Origin of the sequence: Mesorhizobium sp. B2-3-5 (genome assembly GCF_006442395.1) — a bacterium.
In the GTDB taxonomy this organism is placed as follows: Bacteria; Pseudomonadota; Alphaproteobacteria; order Rhizobiales; family Rhizobiaceae; genus Mesorhizobium.
The window spans coordinates 296006-317965 of sequence record NZ_VFVX01000002.1 but is presented as its reverse complement, the minus strand read 5'-3'; the positions used below and the strand labels follow the sequence as shown (position 1 = coordinate 317965).

The window sequence follows — 21960 nt, the reverse complement described above, 5'->3', positions numbered from 1 at the left end:
TCCCTTGGGAAAGCGCTGCGCGCTTCTCCCGGAAAAACCGGTTCACATTTTCCTGGAATTGCTCCAGTTCTACTCCGCCAGGATCGGCGCCGGAGTGTCGACATGGCCGCGAAGCTCTTTCTCGGGCATCAGCGCCAGCGTGATGAGCCCCAGCACCAAGGTGGCGGCCGCGACGAGAAAGATCATCACGAAGGGTTGGGCCGACGCAACATGTCCGGCCATCTGCACGCCTTCGCCGGCCAGCGGCAGCCCAAAGCCCAGAGCCACGGCACCGAGCATCGCGACACCCAATGCACTGCCCAGCGAACGCAGGAAGGTCAGCACGCCCGTCGCGACGCCAAGATGCATGTGGTCGACGCCGTTCTGCACGGAAACCGTGGTCACCGGAAATGTCGTCCCGGTTCCCAATCCCACGCAGATGGTCAGGATTTCGACGACAAGCAGCGATGCATGGCCGGCGACAAGGGCGAGCAAGCCAAGGCACAGAATGGCGAAGAAGACGCCGACCATCGCGATGCGCTTGTAATGGGTGAAGCGTGGTATCAGGCGGCCGCTGGAGGCCGCGCCGCCCACGGTTCCAAGCAGAAGGCCAAGCATCGCAATGCCCGATTCGCTGGCCGTCAGGCCAAGCATCGATTGCAGATAGACGGGCAGATAGACGGCAAGGCCGACGCTGGAGGCCTGCAGCAGGAACATCGACAGAGTGCCGGCCAGGACGATCGGGTTGCCCAGCACCTCGAGCGAGATGAGTGGTTCGGCCGCCCGCATCAGCCGCAGGGCAAAGGCAACCCAGAAAAGCGCGGAGCAGATCAGGACGCCGATGACTTCCCGCGATATCCAGGGATAGGCGCTGCCGCCCCAGTTCAGCGCCAGCAGCAGCAGTGCCGTGGCCACGATGAGAAGCAATGCGCCAAGACCATCGATGCTGTGATTCTTGGCGGCGATCGGCAGCTTCTTGAGCGGCTTGTTGATGATCGCCATCGCCAAAATACCAAGCGGGATATTGATCCAGAAGATGAGCGACCAGTGCAGATGTTCCGCGAAGGTGCCGCCCAGCAGCGGCCCGGCGACGCTGGCGACGGCCCAGGTGCCGGAGAACCACGCCGCATAGCGCGCCCGCTCGCGCGGCGGGACAAGATCTCCGACCACGGTCTGCGTCAGCGCGAAAAGGCCGCCGCCGCCGGCACCCTGGACCGCGCGTCCCAGGACCAGCGCGAACATGTTGGGGGCCAGTGCACTGACCAGCGATCCGGCAAGAAAGATGAGGATCGCCGCATAGACGGTCGGCCGGCGCCCATAAACGTCGGAAATCTTGCCGTAGAGCGGGGCCACGGCGGTTGCGGTCAAGAGGTAGCCGGTGACGACCCATGGCAGGTATTCGGCATGGCCAAGTGAGCGCCCGATGGTCGGCATTGCCGGCGCGACGATGGTCTGGTCAAGCGCTGCCAGCAGCATCGACAGGAGAACGCCGCCGATGATGGCGTTCTTCTCGCTTTCGCTCAGCGGTGTGGCTGCAGCCGCCATTGTCTGCTTGTCGACAGCCTGGTCCATAGTCCTTTGTCCATGTGCTTGCGCACTGTTGGGATCACCGCTTGGGCTTGCCTGATGCATCCGCCGTGCGATCGGTCCTGGTGCTCGTGCTTCGAGGGTTTTGCCCTGTCAACCCGTGATATCTCGTTCCCTATAGGCCGATTTCGACTGCCGCTCGAAAATTTTTCGAAGCTGGCACTACGCTTCGGCTCGGTTGGCTTGCACCGGCGTGCAGAGGAATTCACGCCGGTGGCGGCAGCTGGCCGTTCTTGATGCGCTCGACGCGATAATGCAGGAGCCGCAGGATGCGGCTTTCGAAATTGACGCTTTCGACGCGATCGAACTGCACCTGGGCGCGGTCGTGCTTGGCGAGAATGGCGGCGGTGATTTCGGCGGCCTTGGCCTTTGCCGCATCGCAATCCTTCTGCGGATACGTCGCCTTCAGCGCGTCTTCCAGTTCGCGGGCATGGTTCTTGGCGATCTCGACATGGCGCTCCTCATGGCGCTTGATGTCCGCAGCCAGCGTATCCCAGAACAGCCGCACATCGGCATCGGCTTTGCGTGGGCGGCGCCATTCGGGGAGGATCACCTTGACCTTGATGGTCACGACGGCATCCGCGATCCGGCAGGAGCCGGCACGCGTGGCGTAGCTGATGCGAGTGGTGAAGGCCATCTGGGTCGCGCCAGGATGGCGCAAGCCCGTGCTTTTGACCTGCGGCCCATGTTTGGAAAGCTGCGCCTCGATATCGTCGAGGGTGCTGCCGCCAACGGAAAAATAGCTGTATGTCTTCACCAGATTGGCCGCGTCCGCCGGAATGGCGGTCACGGCAAGCAGCAATGCGCAGAGCAGGGATCGTTTCATCATGTTGCCTCTTCAGTCACCTTGCTTTACGGCCGTTGCCGGCGCAACGGAATTGATCCGATGCGGATCGCACATCCTTGATAGGCCCATGGTTGACGAGCAATGACGGCGAGGCGATGGCAGCTGGCCCATGGACGCCATCTCGATCTTGGCCGCAAGGCCGTGGTCGTCGGTATTCTCAATGTCACCCCCGACAGTTTTTCCGATGGTGGCCTGTTTGATGCACCCGAAACGGCGCTGGGCCAGGCCCGTCGCATGGTCGGGGATGGGGCCGGGATCATCGATGTCGGCGGAGAATCGACGAGGCCCGGTTCCGGCGCGATATCGGCCAGCGAGGAACAGGCGCGTATCCTGCCCGTGATCGAGGCCTTGGCCCGCTTAGCCAACGTGCTGATTTCCATCGACACCTATCGTGCCGAGACCGCGCGGCTTGCGGTGGCTGCCGGCGCGCATATCGTCAACGATGTCTGGGGTCTGCAGCGCGAGCCCGACATTGCGCGTGTCGCGGCCGAAACCGGCGCCGGGCTCATTGTCATGCATACCGGGCGGGATCGCGAGAAGCTGCCCGATGTGATCGCCGACCAACTGGCATTCCTGGGAAAATCGCTGGAGATCGCCCGCGGGCACGGTGTGGCCGACGACAATATCGTGCTCGATCCAGGCTTCGGCTTCGCCAAGGAGACGGCCGAGGAGAACCTCGACCTGATGGCGCGATTCTCCGAACTCCATGCGCTCGGCTTTCCGTTGATGGCCGGCACCTCGCGAAAACGCTTCATTGGTACAGTCACCGGCCGCGATGCAGCCGACCGCGCTGTCGGGACGGCGGCGACCAGTGTCATTCTCAGGCTCAAGGGCGCACATCTGTTTCGCGTCCATGATGTCGCAATCAACGTGGACGCGCTAGCGGTGGCGGATGCTATGCTGGCGCGTGAAACCGCCACATCGGCCCGAAAACCGGAATAGATTTGCGGCAAGCACGATGCGTAGATTCAAAAGTGTTAGAGCGTATTTGTGCGTCCAAGTGGACCCACGTCGTTCTAATAGACCAGGACGCTGAGCCATGTATGTCATCCGCCTGAAGAACTGCGCTTTCTTTGCCCGGCATGGCGTGCTGGACGAGGAAGAGACGCTCGGCCAGCGTTTCTATGTCGACGCGGTGCTTTCGGTCGAACCCGGACGCGCGCTTGTCGACGACGCCATCGGGGAAACGGTCAATTACGGCATCGCCTTCGCGGTGATCGAGAAGATCATCACCGGCGAGCGGCGTTTTCTGATCGAGGCCCTGGCGATGGAGGTGGCAAAGGCGCTGACCGAGCGGTTTCCTCAGATCAGGAAGGCCGAAATCACCGTGCGCAAGCCAAACGCGCCGGTGCCCGGCGTGCTCGATTACGTCGAGGTGACCGTTGTCTGGCCCGAGTAACACCGTCTATCTCAGCCTTGGCGGCAATCTGGGGGACCCGGCGGCCTCGATGGCCGCGGCGCTGCGTATTCTCGATGCCGATGCGGAGACGCGCGTCACCGCCGTCTCATCGCTCTACCGCACGCCGCCCTGGGGCAAGCTCGACCAGCCGGATTTTCTCAACGCGGCCGCCGAACTGTCGACGCGGCTCTCGCCGCGGGCGCTGCTTGATCTCTGTCTCGATGCCGAGCGCAGACTGAAGCGTGTGCGCGAAGAGCGCTGGGGGCCCCGGCTGATCGATATCGACATTCTGGTGTTCGGCGACCGCATCATCCACGAGACCGGGCTGGAAGTGCCGCATCCGCGCATGCTGGAGCGCGCCTTCGTGCTGGCGCCGCTGGCCGAGATCGCGCCGGATCTTGCCGTTGGTGGGCGAAGTGTATCGGAGCGCCTGGGCGTCGTCGACGCGGCCGGCATCGAGCGCTTGCCATCCGGCCGTGACTGGTGGCTGCGGTAGGCAGGCGTCAGCCTGAGAAACCGCCTTTATCCAGGAATGCCTTTTCCTCGGCCGTGGTTTCGCGGCCAAGCATCCTGTTGCGGTGCGGAAAGCGGCCGAAGCGCTGGATGATGTCGCGGTGCTCTTCGGCGTATCTGAGATAGTCCGGCGCATGGGCCTGGGTGAGTTCCACCGACCTCTCCTGATCGGCGAGCAGTTCCGAATGTTCGAATGGCAGGTAGAGGAACACGCGGAACTCCGGTTCGAGCAGCCGATCCTGGCCGGCCGTGACAGCTTTTTCAGCGAAATGCCTTGCCAGCGGGTCGGTGGCGTACATGTGGCCGGTGCCGCGAAAGCAATTGCGCGGAAACTGGTCGAGCAGGATCATCAGGGCCAGGGAGCCTTCGGCGTGGTTTGACCAGTCATCGCACTCGCGCCGGGCGGCTGCGTAGTGCAGGTCGAGAAACTGGTCGCGAAACGCGGTGTCGAAGGCGTCGCTCTTCTCGAACCAGGCATCCTCGCCGGCGTCACGCCAGAATTTGGTGACCGACAGGGCTCTGCTGTCCAATTCCATGCTTGTTTCCCTGTTCAATCGGCGGTTTCGGATTTGTGCAGAACGCCCGCCGTCTCTTCATTGAGGGCCTGGCCGGTGCGGCGCGGCTGGGTGAGGGGGGTGGGAATGGGCGTGCCGATGTTGCCTCTCAGGAAACGTTGCCCGGCGCGAATGCCTTCGGCGAGCTGAGTTTCGAAACGGGCGGCGTCGCGGCGCCTGACGTCCTCGATCGTATCCGCGACCTCTTCGGGATCGACACCAAGCGACTCTAGGGCCGAGCCGCCGAAAACCAGTGCCGATTCGAAAGTCTCGCGCAGCTGGTAGTCGACGCCGACGCGGATGAGCTGCAGCGCGGTGCCGCGATCGAAGGCACGGGCCAGGACTGTCAGCAAAGGAAACTCGGCCTTGACGAGTTCCGCGATGCGGACAGCGGCATCTGCCTTGTCTACGCAGATGAGCACGGCACGTGCCCGGCCGGCACCGGCGGCATGCAGGATGTCCAGCCGGGTGCCGTCGCCATAATAGACCTTGAAGCCGAAATCGGCTGCCGCCTGGATCATCTCCACGTCATTGTCGATGATCGATACGTCGATACCGCGCAGCAGCAGCGGCTGGCTGGCGATCTGGCCGAAACGGCCAAAGCCGATGACCAGCACGCTGCCGGTCAGGCCGTCGGCGACATCGACCCCGTCGAGTGACTGCTCGTCGCGCGGGGTGACGTACCGCAATGCGATGATCGCCAGGGGTGTCAGTACCATGGAGATGATGACGATCGCCGTCAGGGTGGCGTTGGCCTGGCTGTCGATGATGCCGACGGCAGCGGCGGCGGAATAGAGGACGAAGGCGAATTCGCCGCCCTGCGCCATAAAGACCGCGCGTTCGAGCGCTTCACGATGGCCTGTCCTAAGGACGCGGGCGACGATGTAGATGCCGAGAGCCTTCATCACCATGTAGGCGACGACATAGACGGCGATGAGCCTCCAGTTCGCGGCCACCACATGCAAGTCCAGCGACATGCCGACCGCAAGGAAGAAAAGGCCGAGCAGGATGCCGCGGAACGGCTCGATGTCGGCTTCGAGCTGATGGCGGAAGGTCGATTCGGACAGAAGAACACCTGCCAGGAACGCGCCCATCGCCATCGACAGGCCGCTGAGCTGCATGGCAAGCGCCGATCCGAGCACGACCAGAAGTGCCGCGGCCGTCATCACCTCACGGGCACGGGCATCCGCCAGGATGCGGAAAAAGGGGTTGAGCAGATAGCGTCCGGCCAGCACCAGCCCGACAATCGCCGCAAGGCCGATGCCGACCTCGGTCAGCCGCTCCGACAGGCTGGTGTTGGCACCGCCTGGCGCCAGGAAGGCGATCAGGGCCAGCAGCGGCACGATAGTCAGATCTTCCAGGAGCAGGATGGAGACAATACGCTGGCCTTTCGGCGAGGCGATTTCGCCGCGTTCCTCAAGAAGCTGCATGACGATCGCCGTCGAGGTCAGCACGAAACCAGCGCCGGCGACGAAGGATTGCGAGACTGGAAAACCACCGGCCATTCCCACGCTGGTCAACAAGACGGCGCAGACCCCGACCTGAAGCGCACCGAGGCCGAAAATCTCGCGGCGCAGGCCCCACAGGCGCGACGGCTGCATTTCCAGTCCGATGATGAACAGGAACATGACGACGCCGAGTTCCGCGACATGGAGAATGGCGCCCGACTCGGAAAAGATGCGCAGGCCGAAGGGGCCGATCACCACACCGGCTGCGAGATAGCCGAGAATGGAACCCAGGCCCATGCGCTTGAAGATGGGGACGGCGACGACACCCGCGGCGAGCAGCGCCACCACCTGAACCAGATCGCTGCCCGATGCCTCTGCCGCCATGCCTGTCGTTCCATTCGTTGGGACCACAGCACGTGCGGTCGGGATCAAGGCGCCACGGCTGGTCGCCAGGGCAAAGGATAGGGGCTTCGGTGGGGATCGAACAGCCCGAATCCGGAGCACTGGCAATGTTGCAGCCAGGTTACACAAGTTGAGACTGACGCCGCGTTGCATCTTGCCGTGATCGGAGGTTAAGCACGCTCGGCTTCGGCCATTGGAGGGTGAGCGACGATCGAGTCGAGCCCTTTTTGAGGAGATGACTAACATGAAGAAGTTTTTGCTTGTTGCCGTCGGCATGGCGGTGCTTGCGGGGTTCAGCCTGTTCGAAAGCGCCTGAGTGCACGACGGAGATCGCCACCAAGAAAGCGCAGGACATGGCCGCCGCGCTGCAGGAAGCGATCACCAAGGATCCGTCCAAGGCAGCCGACCTGACGGCCAAGGTCCAGGCGGTGACGACCAAATACCAGGGCACAACCAACCCGGCCGACGCCTGCAAGGCCTATGACGAAGCGACTGCCGCGATCAAGGGCTGACGCCCGGTTCGACTGTTTGAGGGAGACGGTGGCGATGGGCTGCCGCCTCTTTGTTTTTGGGGGACGTCGGACAGGACGTGATAAGCGCTCAGTTCGGCGCGATGGAGCCGACTTCGACGGCGTCGACGCGCTTCAGGTTCATGCCGATGACAGGCACTAACTGGTCCTGGACGCGGACCGCGACCGTCACGGTCATCGAATTGTCGTCGGGAATGCGAGCCTGCATGACGCCGCGCAACTGATTGCGGTTGATGGTGAAGACCACTTTGCGGGCGTCGACGACGTTGCCGCCGATGATATCGAGGCCTGCGCCGGCAGAGCCACCCATGAAGGAGCCCTTGTAGTCGCGGCCCTTGCGCTCGATCTTGGCCGACATCGGCTGGGTGAACATGCCGACCCGGCAGCCGCCATCGAGCGTCATGCCCATCGTGCCGTCGGGCGTGGAACCGGTGAAGCTGCAGTTGAATTTGGTGCCCTTGTACTTGCCGGCGACGATCTCGCCCGGGCCGACCCACTTGCCTTCGGCCGAATGGAAGAACTGCTTGTCCGGTTCCGCGGCGGAAGCCGCCGAGGCAATGCCGACGACTGCTGTGATCGCGGCCGCCAGGGGCAGGACGCTGGACAGAATTACGCTTTTCATCGACGACACCCGGCAACAACGAGGCTGTTTGAAACCAGTTCGACCATGAACAAGATTGGTTAATGCTTCGTCACTGCGAGCCTTCGAACCACAATCTGTTCGCCGTCCCTGATAGCAGCGCGTTATTTGCCGGAGCTGGCCGTTTCTATGTCTTTCTTGGCGGCAAACGATGTCAGTGCCGAGAGGAAATCGCCCAGCCCCGGGCGTCTTGCGGCGCTGAAGGGCAGGGGGCGTGCCGTTTCCATCGCCGCAATGCCGATGCGCGCCGTCATCATGCCGTTGACGACACCCTCGCCAAGCTTTGCCGAGAGGCGCGCCGCCAGGCCGTGACCGACGATCTGCTGGACAAAACTGTCGCCGACGGCGATCGAGCCGGTAACCGCCAGATGCGCCAGCACGCTGCGCGCCAGGCGGAAGAAACCCAGCGTTCCCGGCCGTCCGCCATAGAGTTCCGACAGGCGGCGAATGAGGCGTCCGGCCTCGAACACGACGTAGGCGACGTCGACGAGCGCACGGGGGCTCACCGCCGTCACCAGCGAGACGCGTTTGGCGGCCTCCAGAATCATCACCTTCGCCCTGGCATCGAGGGGGCCCAGAATTTCAGCTTCGGCCAGACGCACCAGATTGCCGCCGTCGATAATTTCGCCGCGCAACTCGGCCAGTGCGCGCCGGCCGGCAGCGGTCTCGGGCTTGGCCGCGACGAAAGCCGAAAGCGCGTCGACCACCGATCGTGCCGCCTTGGGATCGTCGCGCGCGATGGCATCGAGCGCCCGCTTTTGCAGGTTTTCGACTTCGGCGAGGCGCACAATCGCCAGGAACTCGCGGATCAGGATCACCAGAAGCGCCAGCACGGCGATAACAGCCATGCCTGCCGCCAGCCAGCCCAGCCATTCGGCGCGGGCGAAGAGATCGCGTATCAGTTGGTCGGTCCACAAGCCGACAGCCAGCGAAACCAGCACGCTCATGGCGCCGAAGAAGATGGCGCCAAACAGCGAGCGTTTTCTGGGGGCGATCGCTGGCGGCGGCTCGGCGGCAATCATGTCGGGTTCGTCGAAAACATCGACCTCGGCCGGTATGACCAGCGCAACATCGGCTTTCATGGCTCGGGGTTTGCGCGACGGTTCCGCCTGGCGCGCCCTTGGCGCCTCTTGTCTCTGTTGTCTCGTCCCGGCTTCCGGCTCGATGCGGAATGCCGCCGGCTTGCGGGGCTCGGTCATGCCAGATGGTCTCCGATCAGGAACTGCAGGGCACGGTCGAGCCTGATATGCGGCAACGACAGCGTGACACCCTCGGCCGTGCATTCGAGCTTTGGCGGGCGGAACCGGACGAAGCGGATTGCCGGGTCCGCGGAATCCTGCCTGTGGTCGGGCCCCGAAAGATCGAACACCGCATCAATTTTCTCCGGTAAGTCACCGGGAAATATGGCTGTTTCCGTCTTTCCGTCGAATATTTCGCCGTTGATCCTCTCGCCGGCTATCGGCGTGCCGATGATAACAGGCAATGTCTCACGGCCCTGCTTGACCGTGCCTTCGCGCGTCGCGCGCACCGCCGCCATGGCGACCACGTCGACGTCGGCTCCGGTAAAATTCGCCCGCGCCACGGCGCGATCCGCCAGTCGCCGCACGATCGCCTGCAGCTGGTCATGGCTTTCATGGTGCAGATGATCGGCCTTGGTCGCTGCAACCAGGATGCGGTCGATGCGCCGCGAAAAGAGGTCGGTGAGGAAGCTGCCCCGGCCGGGACGGAAACAGGCCAGGATCTCGGTCACCGCCCGCTCCAGGTCGGCCATCGCGTCGGGGCCGGCGTTCAGCGCCTGCATGGCGTCTATCAGCACGATTTGGCGGTCGAGACGCGTGATGTGCTCGCGGAAGAAAGGTTTGACGACATGCGTCTTGTAGGCTTCGTAGCGCCTTTCCATCATGGCCTGCAGCGAGCCGCTACGCGGGCGCCTGTCGTCGAGGCCGGCCAGCGGCGCGAAGGTCAGTGCCGGTGAGCCTTCGAGATCGCCAGGCATCAGGAAGCGGCCGGGCGGCAGGGTGGATAGGGCCCTTTCGTCGAGCTTGCAGGCCTTCAGATAGGCGGCGAAGCTTTCGGCCAGGCGGCGTGCCGTCATCTCGTCGGCGTCGGCGTTCGGGTCGATCTCGGCGGAGATCACCCGCCAGGCCCGCGACAAATCCTCGCGCACGGGCAGCGCGGCCATTTCGAAGGCTTCGCGCGAAAAATCAGCGAAGGATTTACCCAGCAATGGCAGGTCGAGCAGCCATTCGCCGGGATAGTCGACGATGTCGACCGACAGTTTGCCTGACGAGAACATACGGCTCCAGCCTGAGGCCGATTCATATTCGATCGTCAGCCGCAGTTCCGAAATGGCGCGCGTCGAATCAGGCCAGACGCGGTCGTTGACCAATGCGGCGATGTGGTCCTCGTACTGGAAGCGCGGCACGGCGTCATCGGGTTGTTCTTCGAGGAAGGCGCGCGCGATGCGCCCGGATTTCTGGGCCTCGAACAGCGGCAGGCGTCCGCCGTGGATAAGATTGTGGACGAGGGCCGAGATGAACACCGTCTTGCCGGCGCGCGAAAGGCCCGTGACACCCAATCGCAGAGACGGAGAAAAAAGCCCGGTGGCGCGTCCCGACAGCGTATCGAGGGCAATTCTCGCCTCGTCGGTGAAGGTGGTCAGCGATGATGCCAAAATGCGGTCTCTCGGGCTTCGGTCCGTCCGATATAGGCTCTGGAACCCGGCTTTGAAATGGCACCGGAGATCGACGTCAAAGATCGGCCGGTGTCAGAAACGCTTCGAGATAACCCGCTTCCTGGGCTGCCTTTGCCAGATCATCCAGGAAACGCACGACCGCCAGCCCCGAAGTGGGGAAGCCATAATTGAGCATGGCCCGTGCCGTCGCGTCGCCGTCGCCTGAAACCGCCATGGCAAGATCCTCCGTCATCGGGTTGTGGCCGATGACCAGCAATGAACCAGGGCCGCCGTGCTCCCGGATGAGGCTGAGATAACCGGCCGCGTCTTCGCTGTAGAGCGTGTCGAAAAACAGGACCTTGCCGGTGTCTGTCTGGCCGGCCAGGCCTTCGAGCGTTTCCCTGGCGCGCCTGGCATTGGAGCACAATGTCAGGTCCGGAACATAGCCGCGAGACCGCATGGCGGCGCCTATCAAGTCGGCATCGGCACGGCCGGATGCGTCGAGCGGGCGATCGAAATCGCGCATCCCGGGCTGTGCCCAGCCGGCCTTGGCGTGCCGTAACAGATAGAGCCTGCTCACCCAACCCCCCATGATGCCGAAAGCCAGTCGCACCGCGATTAGCCACAAGAACGGCTCGGCGCACAACTGGTTCGTGTTCTCCGGCGCGACGAATAAGACCGGCGCCCTGTCGCCGGAACAGCTTGATCTTGCTCCGATCAAGGCCGTCGGGGCACTTTAACAATTGCGTGACCCGGTGGCCGATTGCGCTTGTGCAGGCGTCGGGTGGCGAATATATAAGCGCCAAATTTGGGGCTGTTTGGGTGAGTCGAATGAACGACATCGTTACCGCCGATTACGTACCCTCCGAAGACGAGCCGTTCATGAACGAGCGGCAGAAATCCTACTTCCGCCTGAAGCTCGTCACCTGGAAAAATGACATACTGCGCGAAGCGCGTGAAACTCTCGAAATCCTGCAACAAGAAAACGCCAACCATCCCGACCTTGCCGATCGCGCCTCTTCGGAAACCGACCGCGCCATTGAGCTCAGAGCCCGCGACCGTCAGCGAAAACTCATCTCGAAGATCGATTCGGCGCTCCAGCGCATCGACGAAGGCACTTACGGCTATTGTGAGGAAACAGGCGAGCCGATCGCGCTGAAGCGGCTCGACGCACGTCCGATCGCCACCTTGTCGATTGAAGCGCAGGAACGGCACGAGCGCCGCGAAAAGGTCTATCGCGACGACTGATGCGTCGCTTCCGGGCCGCGCTCAGTGCAGCTCACGACGAGGCAACTATCAAAATGGCCGGACTTTCCGGCCATTTTTGTTGACAGGCGGTCTCCCCAAACAAACCAAAGCTAACGCCACCGGGCCAAATTCGAGCTGACGGCCGGCTCGGCCGACAATCATCTCTTCTGGCTTGAAAGTTCGCCCAGAAGCTTGGTCATCTCATCGTCGAGCGACTGCGGCGCCTTGGCAGCCGGTTTGGTCACCGGGCCGCCGGAGCGAGGCTGGTCCAGCGAGACTTCGAGCTCCTTCATCAGCGTATCGTCGATGCTTTCCTGCCGCGGTGGCGGCGGCGCGTGTTTGACAACGCTGGCGTTGGCGGAGCCATAGGCAGGCAGCGGCGTGACATTGGTCGACTGGTGGGGGTGAGCCGCCGGCTTCGGTGCGGGCGCAGGGGTCGGCGGTGGAGCGGCGGGGCGCGGGCGGACAGGCGGCGGTGCAGCCACCGGCTGCGGAGCCGGCGCCGGCCGTGCCGGTGCCTGTGCGGGAGCCGGCTGAGGCGGCCGCGGTTTTGCCGCCGGGGCCGCGGCCGGGACGGGCTGCAGGCCGCTGTCCCCGGTCAGCGCCGGACGGCGGGGGGCAGCCAGACGGATATCACGTTCGACGACGACATCGGTCGGGCCGCCGATCAGAAGCAGATGTTCGATGTCGTCGCGGCGCACCAGAACCAGCCGGCGATGGCTGTCGACGGCGGTGGCGTCCATGACGGCGAGCCGCGTCTTGCGGTTCCGGCCCCCGGCGACAAACGTGCCGAAGGTCAGGTTGCGGACGAGCCTGATGATGATGAGAACGATGACCAGCAGGATCAGCGCCGCGAAGGTCCACAGGAGTGCCGCGGCATAACCGGGACCCGCCACGCTATCCAGCCACTGCATTGGTTTCCCCTGATCGGTTTTTGGAAAGTGACGAGACACTAGACCGTTGCGGCTGGCCACCGCAAGTTGCCTTTCGCGCATCGTGAACAGCTCGAAACACTCCACGCCCGGCCGGCATCATTTTTATCTGACATTTGCCGCCCGGGCCTTTTCCGGACTAGGAGAATGTGATTCAACCCGCTAGGGGCGGGTGTCGGAACATCGGACTTCACGAGCAGGGGGCATATGGCCAAGGAAGCGCGCGGCGATTTCTATCCGGTACCGATCGTCGACCAGAACACGCGACCGGGCGCGGTCACCCGGCTGGTCATCTTCATCGTCGTTCTGACAGGGGCCGCGATCGTCTTCGGCCTGTTCCGCGAGCGTCTCGGCGATCCCTTCCTGCTTGGCATGCTCGGCGTGCTGGCGATGATCGGCGTCGGCTTCCTGTTCGCGACCGCGATCGGCTTCGTGCAGATCACACCACGCTCGACCGGCGATGAACTGTCCAAGGCTTTCGTCGATTCGATGTCGCAGGGCCTTCTGGTGACGGACACCAAGGGCCGCGTCGTCTACGCCAACCGTGCCTATGCCGAAATGACCGGAGCCTCATCGGCCGCCGATCTGAAGACGGTCGAGGGGCTGCTTTCGGATGTTCCCGAGGCGTCGGTGACCATTTACCGGCTGGCATCCGGCCTGCGCGACGGGCAACCGGGCGACGGTGAGTTCCGGCTGGCGCAATCGATCCGGCCGGGCGCCGAACCTGGCGCGCGCTGGTACAGGACCCGCGCCCGCACCTTCAGCGTTCCGGGCCAGCGGCTGCCCATGCTGGCCTGGCAACTCGCCGATATTTCGCAGGAGCGAGCCGAGCAGGAGCGGTTCTTCCTCGACCTGCAGAAGGCCATCGATCACCTCGACCACGCTCCGGCCGGCTTCTTTTCCGCCGACCAGGACGGCCGTGTCACCTACATCAACGCCACGCTCGCGGAGTGGCTTGGTATCGATCTCGCCAGCTTTACGCCTGGCGCCGTGACCTTGCCTGACATCGTTGCCGGCGACGGCATGGCGCTGGTGCGCTCGGTCAAGGCGGACCCCGGCACGACGCGCAATGCGGTCATCGATCTCGACCTGACGACGATGACGGGCGAGGCGCTGCCCGTGCGCTTCATGCATCGCGTTTCAGCCAGCCGGGAAGGCGTCGGCGGCCCGACCCGCACGATCGTGCTCAACCGCACGCAGGGCGAGGATGCTTCGGCCGATCTGCGCGCTTCGGAAGTGCGCTTCACCCGCTTCTTCAATTCCACGCCGATGGCGATCGCGGGCGTTGATGCCAACGGGCGCATCCTGCGCACCAATGCGCCGTTCCTGTTGCTGTTTTCCTCGGTGGTCGACCGGGACGCCGTGGATCGCCGCGTGCGCCTCGATACGGTGATCCATGAGCGCGACCGGCCGGCCTTTGCCGCTGCATTCGAGAAGGCCCGGCAGCGGCAGGCCGACATCGACCCGATCGACACTGTGCTGCCCGGCAATGAAGAGCGGCACATCCGTTTCTACGTCAATGCCGTCGCCGACGGCACCGGCGGCGAGGGGGCCGAGGAATCGGCCATCGTCTACGCCGTCGAGACGACCGAGCAGAAGGCGCTCGAAGGGCAGATGGCGCAAAGCCAGAAGATGCAGGCGGTCGGCCAGCTTGCCGGCGGCATCGCCCACGATTTCAACAATGTGCTGACCGCCATCATCATGGCGTCGGACCTGCTCCTGACCAATCACCGGCCGTCGGATCCATCCTTTCCCGACATCATGAACATCAAGCAGAACGCCAACCGGGCGGCCTCGCTGGTGCGGCAGTTGCTGGCCTTCTCGCGCAAACAGACGCTGCGGCCGGAAGTGTTGAACCTCACCGACGTGCTCGCCGATCTCAGGATGCTGCTTGCCCGCCTGGTCGGTAACGATATCAAGCTGAAGATCGACCACGGCCGCGATCTGTGGCCGGTCAAGGTCGATATCGGCCAGTTCGAGCAGGTGGTGGTCAACCTGGCCGTCAATGCGCGCGACGCGATGCCGGCCGGCGGCGACCTCACCGTGCGCACCCGCAACGTGACCGCCGAGGAGTGCAAGACCTTCCCCTACCGCGAACTCACCGCGGCAGACTATGTCGTGGTCGAAGTCGAGGATAGCGGCAGCGGCATCGCGCCCGACGTATTGAAGAAGATCTTCGAGCCGTTCTTCACCACCAAGGAGGTCGGCAAGGGCACTGGCCTTGGCCTATCCATGGTCTATGGCATCATCAAGCAGACCGGCGGCTTCATTTTTTGCGATTCCGAGGTCGGCAAGGGATCGACCTTCCGCATCTTCCTGCCGCGCCACATTGCGGAAGCGAAGAAGGCCGCCGAACCGGGTGACACGCCGAGCTCAGCGCCTGTCAAACCGGCTGACAACACCAAGGACCTGTCCGGTTCGGCTACCGTGCTGCTGGTCGAGGATGAGGACGCCGTGCGCATGGGCGGCGTGCGGGCGCTGACCTCGCGCGGCTACACCGTGCATGAGGCATCCTCGGGCGTCGAGGCGCTGGAAGTGTTCGAGGCCCTTGGCGGCAAGGTCGACATCGTCGTTTCGGACGTGGTGATGCCGGAGATGGACGGGCCGACCCTGCTGGGCGAATTGCGCAAGCGCCAGCCGGACATCAAGTTTGTCTTCGTGTCCGGCTACGCCGAGGACGCGTTCGCCAGGAACCTGCCGGCGGAGGCGCATTTCGGCTTCCTGCCGAAGCCGTTCTCGCTCAAGCAGCTGGCAACGATCGTCAAGGACATGCTCGAGTCGTAGCGTTCTCCCGTAATCCGTCTTGCGCAACGCCCCGACAACGCCATGATTGCGGGCGAACGGGCAGGCCGGCTTGGGGAAGCAACTGTTGACGCCACACATTGAAGCAGACAGGGGCGACTACGCCGATACGGTGTTGCTGCCGGGCGACCCGCAGCGCGCCGAATGGATGGCGAACACCTTTCTGGAAGGGCCACGTTGCGTCAATCGCAGGCGGGGCGCTCTGGGTTTTACCGGCCTTTATCGAGGCAAGCGTGTCAGCATTCAGGCAACGGGCATCGGTGTTTCGTCGTTCCTGATCTATGCGCATGAACTGTTGGATTGTCATGGCGTCCGGACTTTGATCCGCGCCGGTACCTGCGGCAGCCTGACCGCCGAGGTTAAGCTGCGAAGCCTTGTCATTTCGCAATCAGCGCGGCCCGAAAATACCCAAAGCGGTCAGGTCTTTGGTCTCTACGGCGCTGCCGCCGGCCCGGATCCGGCGCTGCTTGTCCTTGCTTTGGCCAAAGCTGCTGAACTCGGCATCGCCCTCCATGTCGGTCCGACCGTCTGCAGCGACATCTTCCATCATCCGGATGGCCGTGCCCGGTTTGCCGAGGCGCGGGCGGGCGGGGTCCTGGCGGTGGATATGGAAACCAGCGCGCTTTACCGCATTGCCGGGCATTTCGGGATCCGTGCGCTGTCGATCTGCACGGTGGTCGACCATATCGAGACCGGCGAATTGACCGACTATTCCGAACGCCAGGGGCTTTTCACCGACATGAGCCGCCTGGCCCTCGAACTCGCCACGGAAGGGCGCTGATCATTGCCACCTCAGGGGCGCGCTCGCCTCCTTTTGTGGCGCTGACCGTTATGCCCCCACCGGCTGGCCGTCCTTGCGGCGAATGGCGACAACCGAGGGCCGTGGCGGCTGGCCATCCTTGAAGTCGGGCCACAGCGACTGCGCCTTCTCAAGCGTCTCGGCGTCCTCGGATGGATGCTGGACCGAAAGGAACAGCGTGGTGCCATCCGGCGTGAAGCAGGGGCCGGTCGCTTCCGCGCCGTGCGGGCAGGTGAACAGCAGCTTTGGCAGGCCACGCGCCGGGCCTTCCGTGTCGACGCCATAGACGCCGTCGGGGAGATCGAAATCGTTGGCACCATCGGTTGCCACCCAAAGGCGGCCGGCGGGGTCGAAGGTGATGTTGTCGGGGCAGACGAACCAGCCATTGTCCGACGTGTCGGGATGGAAAGTGGCGCCGATTTTTGCATCCTTCGGATTGCCGCACAGAACGAACAGATCCCAGGTGTATTTGTCGGCGGTGTGGTCGGCGTCCGCGCCACGGCCGCCGGGGGGAATCAATTCGACGATATGACCCCAGAGATTTTCGGGCCGCGTGTTGGCCGGGTTGACCTTGGATTCGTCGCGTTTCTTGTTCTTGGTCATGACAGCGTAGACGCGGCCGGTAACTGGATTGGTCTCGATGTCCTCCGGGCGGTCCATCGGGGTCGCGCCAAGCGCATCCGCCGCCAGCCGCGTCTTCAGCAGCACCTCGGCCTGGTCGGCAAAACCGTTCTCGGCGGTGAGCTTGCCCTGGCTGTGAATCAGCGGCAGCCATGTCATCGAGCCATCGGCGTCGTAACGGGCGACAGAGAGCACGCCGTCGTCCAGGAGGCCATTGCTCGAAGCCGGGTTCGCCTTGTCGTACGCCTTTTTCGAAACGTAGCGGTACATGTATTCGAAATAGTCATCGTCGCCCATGTAGACGACGATGCGGCCGTCCTTGTTGACGACGACGGTCGAGGCCTCATGCGACATGCGGCCAAGTGCCGTGCGCTTCACCGGCTTCGAGCGGGGATCGTAAGGGTCGATCTCGACCACCCAGTCGAAGCGGTTGGCTTCGTTGGGCTCCTTGTCGATGTTGAAGCGATCATGGAAACGGCCACGGCCATAGATGTCGGAGCCGTCAAAACCATAACGGTCGAGAATATCCGCGGTCGGCGCCTTCTTCGGATCGCCGCCGAACAGGTCGCAAACGCCTTCCTCACAGGTCAGCACCGTGCCCCATGGGGTGACGCCGCCGCTGCAATTATAGCTGGTGCCCAGCACCTTCGTGCCGTTCACATCGGCCGAGGTTTTCATAAACGCATGGCCGGCCACCGGCCCGGAGACGGTCATTTCGGTGTTGGCGGTGATGCGGCGATTGAGCGGGCTATCCTCGATGGTTTGCCACTTGCCGTCCTTGAGCATGATCTCGACGATCGAATGCCCCATCGCCGCCAGGCCGAGATCGACCTGTTCCCTATTCATCGTCTTGCCGGCGCCGTCCTCGGTCATGCCGGGGAACATCACATTCGGCGAGATGTACTCGTTGTTGACGCAAAGCAGACCATGGTCGGAGTTCACCGAACCCTTGGGCAACGGCATGAAGGCGATGTAGTCGCAATTGTAGCCGAAGCGCTTTTCCTGTTCGTCGGCCGCGACCGTGTTGCCGTCGAAATCCGGCAGGCCGGCGACAAGCGGATCGCCCCAGCGAGCAACGATCGTCGTTTCGTAGCCTTCGGCGGCGGCGTGGTTCTTGTCATAGACGCGCTTCAATTCGGGAAAACCGAGGGCGGAAAGCGCGGCAATGGCATGTGTTTCGCCGGCAAACAACGAGCCGACAAAGCCGCCGCCGGCGACGAGGGCGCCAGATGCAAGGCTGCCTTTCAGGAGGGCGCGGCGCGAGACGCGCTCGGCGATGACGTCGCGGATGACGGGGGAGGATGAAGACGGGAAGTCGGCCATATGTCTGCCTCTCGAGGTGGATGTGACGGCGCACCGCTGCCTATCCAGCTTCGGCAACATGTCGATGACATCGAGGCAAGTTCGAGCCGCCGAGGACACGGCCGTCGTGCAGGGTTGGGCTATTGGCTGCCGCCCTTGGTGCAGGTCGAAGCGGTGTAGGCCCCGTCGGGTTGCTTCATGATGATGTCGAAGGAGGGCGGGTTCTGGCCGTCCAGGGTTGCCTGGGTCAGTGACAGGGAATTGCCGCCGGTGGTGTAACCGCCGAGCGGTCCCAACCAGGAGATCACGCCGTTCGCGTCCATCTGGTAGTTATAGCCCTGTCGGACGGTCCCGAAGGTGACGGGGCCCGTATAGACGTTCCCCTTGATGGTGATATCGCCCAGGTTGAGGAACATGCCGAGCAGGTAGACTTCGCAGTGATAGCTGCCGTCAGGCATCTTGCCGTCGCTGAAGTCGGCCCGCGCGGTTCCTGTTGCCGCCACCAGAAGCGCCATGCCGATGAATATGCGTGAAATGCCTGTTACCATGACCTTGCTCGCCTGCAGGAGACAGCTTGCCCCAATTCCGCTCGATGCCGCAACGCCGCCATCAGACGAATGCCGGGAGAGATCAAGGCTTGGGCATTTTTTGATGACTGGATGAAAATTGAGCAAATGATGATGCGCTGCACAATTTTCTGCCCTTGAGCTTCTTATCATCGCCGTCACCCATTCAGGTGATGTCATGATAAGGCACTAATAATGTTGTGTATTTTTCCTTTCTCGGCTTGTCCCATCGGTTGGCATGGCGGTTGCTTGGCATTGTGCGGCGCCCACGGCCACACCGGCTGTCGGGCGGAAGCGTTGCCTTCGAGGGGAAGGCGCTCGACCGGAGCGCGGCGCATGACCGCGCCCGGTCGGGCATCGCATGCTGCCTTTGAGCAGAGAGATCTTTCCGCTTCTCACAGCGCGGGAGAATCTCGAATGCGGACGCCAGCAAGTTCCTTTCCGTCTAGAATCGGCGATAGACTTCGGATAGCGATCCGAACTCCGTGGCAAGCCCAATATTTGTTCCGTCCAGCCGTCTGCATCCCTGGTGAATCGGGGACTGCATGCTAGTCTTTTCTTGGCTTTTGTGAGTCGGCCGCTTCCGTATCAGTCTGGTTATCGCAGATCGAGGAGCGGCGAAGGCCGTGCAAGTTCCACGCAAGCAAAGCTTCCTAGCCTCCTGCGATCTGATTGTCGTTCAACGCGTTTGGGCACACAGGCTAAGGGACAGCCATGGAACGTTTCGTCGAAGATTACCAGAAAAGGCGGCTCACAGAGCGTGTCGACATCATAGCCGCCATCAATATCCTGAGGTCACAGGGCTGCGACTACGACGATCTGATCGAGGAGATCACCAAGGTCTTCTACGTCGACCTCGATACCTTCAATGAAATCGTGATGGCGGCGTAGGGCCGCTTTCGCCCGCCCGACAAATCACAGGCTCGATATCGATCCGCGCGGTCAGCTCGCGCGCCGCAATGGAGAGGCCGTGACGCGATTGCGGCCGCCGCGCTTGGCGTCATAGAGCGCCTTGTCGGCGGCGCTGAGCACCTTGTCGAAGCTGAGGCCTTCCTTGCTGCCAAACGCAAAACCAGCGCTAACCGTGCACGTAAGCGAGCCGGTTTCGGTCTCTATCAGGCGCGTCGAGAAAGCTGTCCGGATGCGCTCCGCCGCCGCCTCCACCGTTTCCGGCAAAGTGCGCTTCAACACCAGCGCGAATTCTTCGCCGCCCATGCGCGCGGCGACGTCGGTCTGGCGAAGATTGCCAGCGAGTTCGCTGGCGAACACCTTCAGCACCTCGTCGCCCGCCGCGTGGCCGAACTCGTCGTTGATGGCCTTGAAGTTGTCGAGGTCGAAGACGACCACCGCGGTAAAGGCGCCGACCGGGACATTACCATGCATGTCGAACAGAGCGCGCCGGTTGAGCAGGCCTGTCAGGGGATCGGTCAGGGCATTGCGGCGGTGGTGCCTCGCCAGACGACCCTGATTGAGGGCAAGCGAGAGCGCGCCAATCCCCGTCATGCTGGCGATAACCACGACGAGGCTCAATTCCTCGGCCCAGTTGCTCGGCGCATGGCCCAGGACAAGTTTTCCATCCCAGGCAAGCACCATGGCGCAGAGCGCGAAGGAGGCGGCGGTGGCCGAATAGAGCGCGGTGATGCCGATCGTCAGGGCAGGGGCTTCGTCGCGGCCTCTCCAGTATTCGAACGCCGTCGCAAACAGGAGCAGGGCGGCGAACAGGTTCTCGAACATGAAGCCGAGGCCATCATAGCCCAGAGCCATGGGCGGCAGCGCCACCGCTAGCGAACAGCAGCCAAACATGGTGTGCCGCAGCGGCGAGCCGCCCGTCCTGAACTGGTAGGCGGCACCCAGCATGACTGAGAAACCAATCAACAGGAACGCCAGAGCGGCGATGCCAAGTAGGCGCCCAGGCATGTCGATATAGGCGTCATAGACGAAGATATCACCGACCACGAACACGAGGCTGATAGCCCATGTCAGCAGGAATCGCTCCGTGCGCGCGGTCAACCACATGCCGAACAGTGTCAGGCTCAGGCAGGCGGCGGAGAATCCGACAGCCAGCAGAAGTGAAGTGTAGTCGAGCGACATGCCCCTCTTTTCCCTGCCGGCGGCGGTTCCAGCTCTGCGGCTTGGCGTCCGCGCATTCATGTAGCAAGGAAGTGTCGATAAGGTTACGATGACGCCGAAGATGCCGCGAATAGGCGCTCTGTTACGCGCAAAAGGCATTGGTGACGAGCTAACAGCGCACCCGGATGCCGACTGATGCTCGTCAGTCGGCTATGCGCTTCATCAGCGCCATGGCCCCGAACGGCGCGCGTACCTTGCCCTCGGTGATGAAATAGACAAACACGTCGCGTGGCTGCACCGGCGCGTCGGTTGCGGGATCGGCGCGCCGCAAATCGGCCGGCTGTCCGCCTTCCGCCCAGATCTTTGCCCGCGCCGCCCATTCGTCGAGGCCCTGTGGTGTGTAGCAATCGGGATTGTCGTCGCTGCCGGTCTGCAGTCGCGCATACACGAAATCGCCGGTGACGTCGGCGATATCGGGGTATTTGGCATGATCGGCGTAGACGATCGCCGCCTTGTATTTGCGCGCCAGCGCGGGAAATTCCGGGACAATGAAACTGTCGTTGCGCACTTCAAGCGCATGGCGCAACGCGACACCGTCCTGCTTTTCCGGCAGCAGTTTCAGAAAGGCTTCGAAATCGTCCGGATCGAATTTCTTCGTCGGCGCGAACTGCCACAGGATCGGCCCGAGCTTGTCGCCGAGCGCGGCCACACCCGAACCGAGGAAGCGCATCATCGATTCGCCGGCCTCGCCGAGCACGCGCCGGTTGGTGACGAAGCGATTGCCCTTCAGCGAATAGACGAAACCGTCCGGCGCTTCGCTGGCCCATTTGACGAAGGTCGGCTCCTTGAAGCTCGAATAATAGGTGCCGTTGACCTCGATGCTTGGCACCTGACGGCTGGCATATTGCAACTGCTTCGCCTTCGGCAGTTTGTCCGGATAGAAGGACGTGTCCCAGGGCTCGAAGGTCCACCCGCCCATGCCGGAGCGGATTGTTCCCGATTTGCTCATTGTGGTCCTCCCAAGTGCAGAAGTCTGGCCGAGTTCAG

At 63.1% G+C, this 21960-nt stretch carries 22 protein-coding genes; 9 read left to right on the top strand and 13 right to left on the bottom strand.

The genetic code is table 11. The annotated features are described in order from the left end of the window. Window positions 1–69: 69 nt before the first annotated feature. A complete protein-coding gene (locus FJ958_RS04395; RefSeq protein ID WP_140739882.1) occupies window positions 70–1551 on the bottom strand; it encodes an MDR family MFS transporter in 1482 nt (493 codons plus the stop codon). Between the two features lie 220 nt (window positions 1552–1771). Next, a complete protein-coding gene (locus FJ958_RS04390) occupies window positions 1772–2395 on the bottom strand; it encodes a DUF922 domain-containing protein (protein WP_140739881.1) in 624 nt (207 codons plus the stop codon). 99 nt (window positions 2396–2494) lie between these two features. Here FJ958_RS04390 and folP point away from each other — a divergent pair, with 99 nt between their 5' ends. The 3 genes from folP to folK all read left to right on the top strand — a co-directional run bounded on the left by folP (window position 2495) and on the right by folK (window position 4308). Then, window positions 2495–3355, top strand: coding sequence for a dihydropteroate synthase (gene folP / locus FJ958_RS04385; RefSeq protein ID WP_140739879.1), 861 nt, complete (start codon window positions 2495–2497; stop codon window positions 3353–3355). Window positions 3356–3452: 97 nt separating this feature from the next. Continuing rightward, on the top strand, window positions 3453–3812 hold the full coding sequence (folB, locus tag FJ958_RS04380) for a dihydroneopterin aldolase (protein WP_140612433.1): 360 nt from the start codon (window positions 3453–3455) through the stop codon (window positions 3810–3812). After that, window positions 3796–4308: a 2-amino-4-hydroxy-6-hydroxymethyldihydropteridine diphosphokinase gene (folK, locus tag FJ958_RS04375; RefSeq protein ID WP_140739878.1), complete on the top strand. Its 513-nt coding sequence runs from the start codon at window positions 3796–3798 to the stop codon at window positions 4306–4308. The genes folB and folK overlap by 17 nt, the downstream gene beginning before the upstream one ends. A 7-nt stretch (window positions 4309–4315) precedes the next feature. Here the strand turns inward: folK and FJ958_RS04370 are convergent, their stop codons facing one another. Together FJ958_RS04370 and FJ958_RS04365 are read right to left on the bottom strand one after the other, a co-directional pair. Further along, window positions 4316–4861, bottom strand: coding sequence for a DUF924 family protein (locus tag FJ958_RS04370; protein WP_140739876.1), 546 nt, complete (start codon window positions 4859–4861; stop codon window positions 4316–4318). A 14-nt stretch (window positions 4862–4875) separates the two neighbouring features. Beyond that, window positions 4876–6711 carry a monovalent cation:proton antiporter-2 (CPA2) family protein gene (locus FJ958_RS04365; protein ID WP_140739873.1) on the bottom strand — a complete coding sequence of 612 codons (1836 nt, stop codon included), beginning with the start codon at window positions 6709–6711 and terminating at the stop codon, window positions 4876–4878. Window positions 6712–7013: 302 nt separating this feature from the next. On the opposite strand from FJ958_RS04365, the gene FJ958_RS04360 reads away from it, so the two are divergent. After that, window positions 7014–7241, top strand: coding sequence for a hypothetical protein (locus FJ958_RS04360; RefSeq protein WP_246679478.1), 228 nt, complete (start codon window positions 7014–7016; stop codon window positions 7239–7241). A gap of 88 nt (window positions 7242–7329) precedes the next feature. Here FJ958_RS04360 and FJ958_RS04355 read toward each other — a convergent pair whose 3' ends face one another. From FJ958_RS04355 to FJ958_RS04340, 4 genes are all read right to left on the bottom strand, one after another. Further along, window positions 7330–7881, bottom strand: a complete 552-nt coding sequence (locus FJ958_RS04355; RefSeq protein WP_140739870.1) for a hypothetical protein — start codon at window positions 7879–7881, stop codon at window positions 7330–7332. Window positions 7882–8003: 122 nt separating this feature from the next. Then, the gene (locus tag FJ958_RS04350) at window positions 8004–9098 is read right to left on the bottom strand and encodes a YcjF family protein (RefSeq protein ID WP_140739868.1); all 1095 of its coding nucleotides are present in this window, start codon (window positions 9096–9098) and stop codon (window positions 8004–8006) included. Continuing rightward, window positions 9095–10573, bottom strand: coding sequence for a YcjX family protein (locus FJ958_RS04345; protein ID WP_140739865.1), 1479 nt, complete (start codon window positions 10571–10573; stop codon window positions 9095–9097). The genes FJ958_RS04350 and FJ958_RS04345 overlap by 4 nt, the downstream gene beginning before the upstream one ends. Before the next feature lie 76 nt (window positions 10574–10649). Further along, the gene (locus tag FJ958_RS04340) at window positions 10650–11153 is read right to left on the bottom strand and encodes a histidine phosphatase family protein (protein WP_140739862.1); all 504 of its coding nucleotides are present in this window, start codon (window positions 11151–11153) and stop codon (window positions 10650–10652) included. A gap of 10 nt (window positions 11154–11163) precedes the next feature. Here FJ958_RS04340 and FJ958_RS31490 point away from each other — a divergent pair, with 10 nt between their 5' ends. Together FJ958_RS31490 and dksA are read left to right on the top strand one after the other, a co-directional pair. Next, window positions 11164–11313, top strand: coding sequence for a hypothetical protein (locus FJ958_RS31490; RefSeq protein WP_181176276.1), 150 nt, complete (start codon window positions 11164–11166; stop codon window positions 11311–11313). 91 nt (window positions 11314–11404) lie between these two features. Beyond that, window positions 11405–11821, top strand: a complete 417-nt coding sequence (gene dksA / locus FJ958_RS04335) for an RNA polymerase-binding protein DksA (protein WP_006202025.1) — start codon at window positions 11405–11407, stop codon at window positions 11819–11821. Window positions 11822–11979: 158 nt separating this feature from the next. On the opposite strand, the gene FJ958_RS04330 is transcribed toward dksA, so the two are convergent. Continuing rightward, entirely contained in the window at window positions 11980–12735 is a 756-nt protein-coding gene (locus tag FJ958_RS04330; protein WP_140739859.1) for a flagellar biosynthetic protein FliO, read from the bottom strand. Between the two features lie 225 nt (window positions 12736–12960). Between FJ958_RS04330 and FJ958_RS04325 the strand changes: the two genes are divergently transcribed. Together FJ958_RS04325 and FJ958_RS04320 are read left to right on the top strand one after the other, a co-directional pair. Next, a complete protein-coding gene (locus FJ958_RS04325; RefSeq protein WP_140739856.1) occupies window positions 12961–15537 on the top strand; it encodes a PAS domain-containing sensor histidine kinase in 2577 nt (858 codons plus the stop codon). 85 nt (window positions 15538–15622) lie between these two features. Further along, entirely contained in the window at window positions 15623–16336 is a 714-nt protein-coding gene (locus tag FJ958_RS04320; protein WP_140739975.1) for a DeoD-type purine-nucleoside phosphorylase, read from the top strand. Between the two features lie 48 nt (window positions 16337–16384). Here FJ958_RS04320 and FJ958_RS04315 read toward each other — a convergent pair whose 3' ends face one another. Both FJ958_RS04315 and FJ958_RS04310 read right to left on the bottom strand, forming a co-directional pair. After that, window positions 16385–18298 (bottom strand): PhoX family phosphatase, encoded by a 1914-nt coding sequence (locus FJ958_RS04315; protein WP_140739854.1) that lies wholly within the window; start codon window positions 18296–18298, stop codon window positions 16385–16387. A 119-nt stretch (window positions 18299–18417) separates the two neighbouring features. Beyond that, window positions 18418–18825, bottom strand: coding sequence for a hypothetical protein (locus FJ958_RS04310; RefSeq protein WP_140739851.1), 408 nt, complete (start codon window positions 18823–18825; stop codon window positions 18418–18420). A 732-nt stretch (window positions 18826–19557) separates the two neighbouring features. Here FJ958_RS04310 and FJ958_RS04300 point away from each other — a divergent pair. Beyond that, entirely contained in the window at window positions 19558–19734 is a 177-nt protein-coding gene (locus FJ958_RS04300) for a hypothetical protein (RefSeq protein ID WP_140739848.1), read from the top strand. A gap of 51 nt (window positions 19735–19785) precedes the next feature. Here FJ958_RS04300 and FJ958_RS04295 read toward each other — a convergent pair whose 3' ends face one another. Both FJ958_RS04295 and FJ958_RS04290 read right to left on the bottom strand, forming a co-directional pair. Then, window positions 19786–20934 (bottom strand): GGDEF domain-containing protein, encoded by a 1149-nt coding sequence (locus FJ958_RS04295; RefSeq protein WP_140739845.1) that lies wholly within the window; start codon window positions 20932–20934, stop codon window positions 19786–19788. Window positions 20935–21115: 181 nt separating this feature from the next. After that, complete coding sequence (locus FJ958_RS04290) at window positions 21116–21922, bottom strand: DUF72 domain-containing protein (RefSeq protein WP_140739842.1); 807 nt, start codon at window positions 21920–21922, stop codon at window positions 21116–21118. Between the last annotated feature and the right edge of the window lie 38 nt (window positions 21923–21960).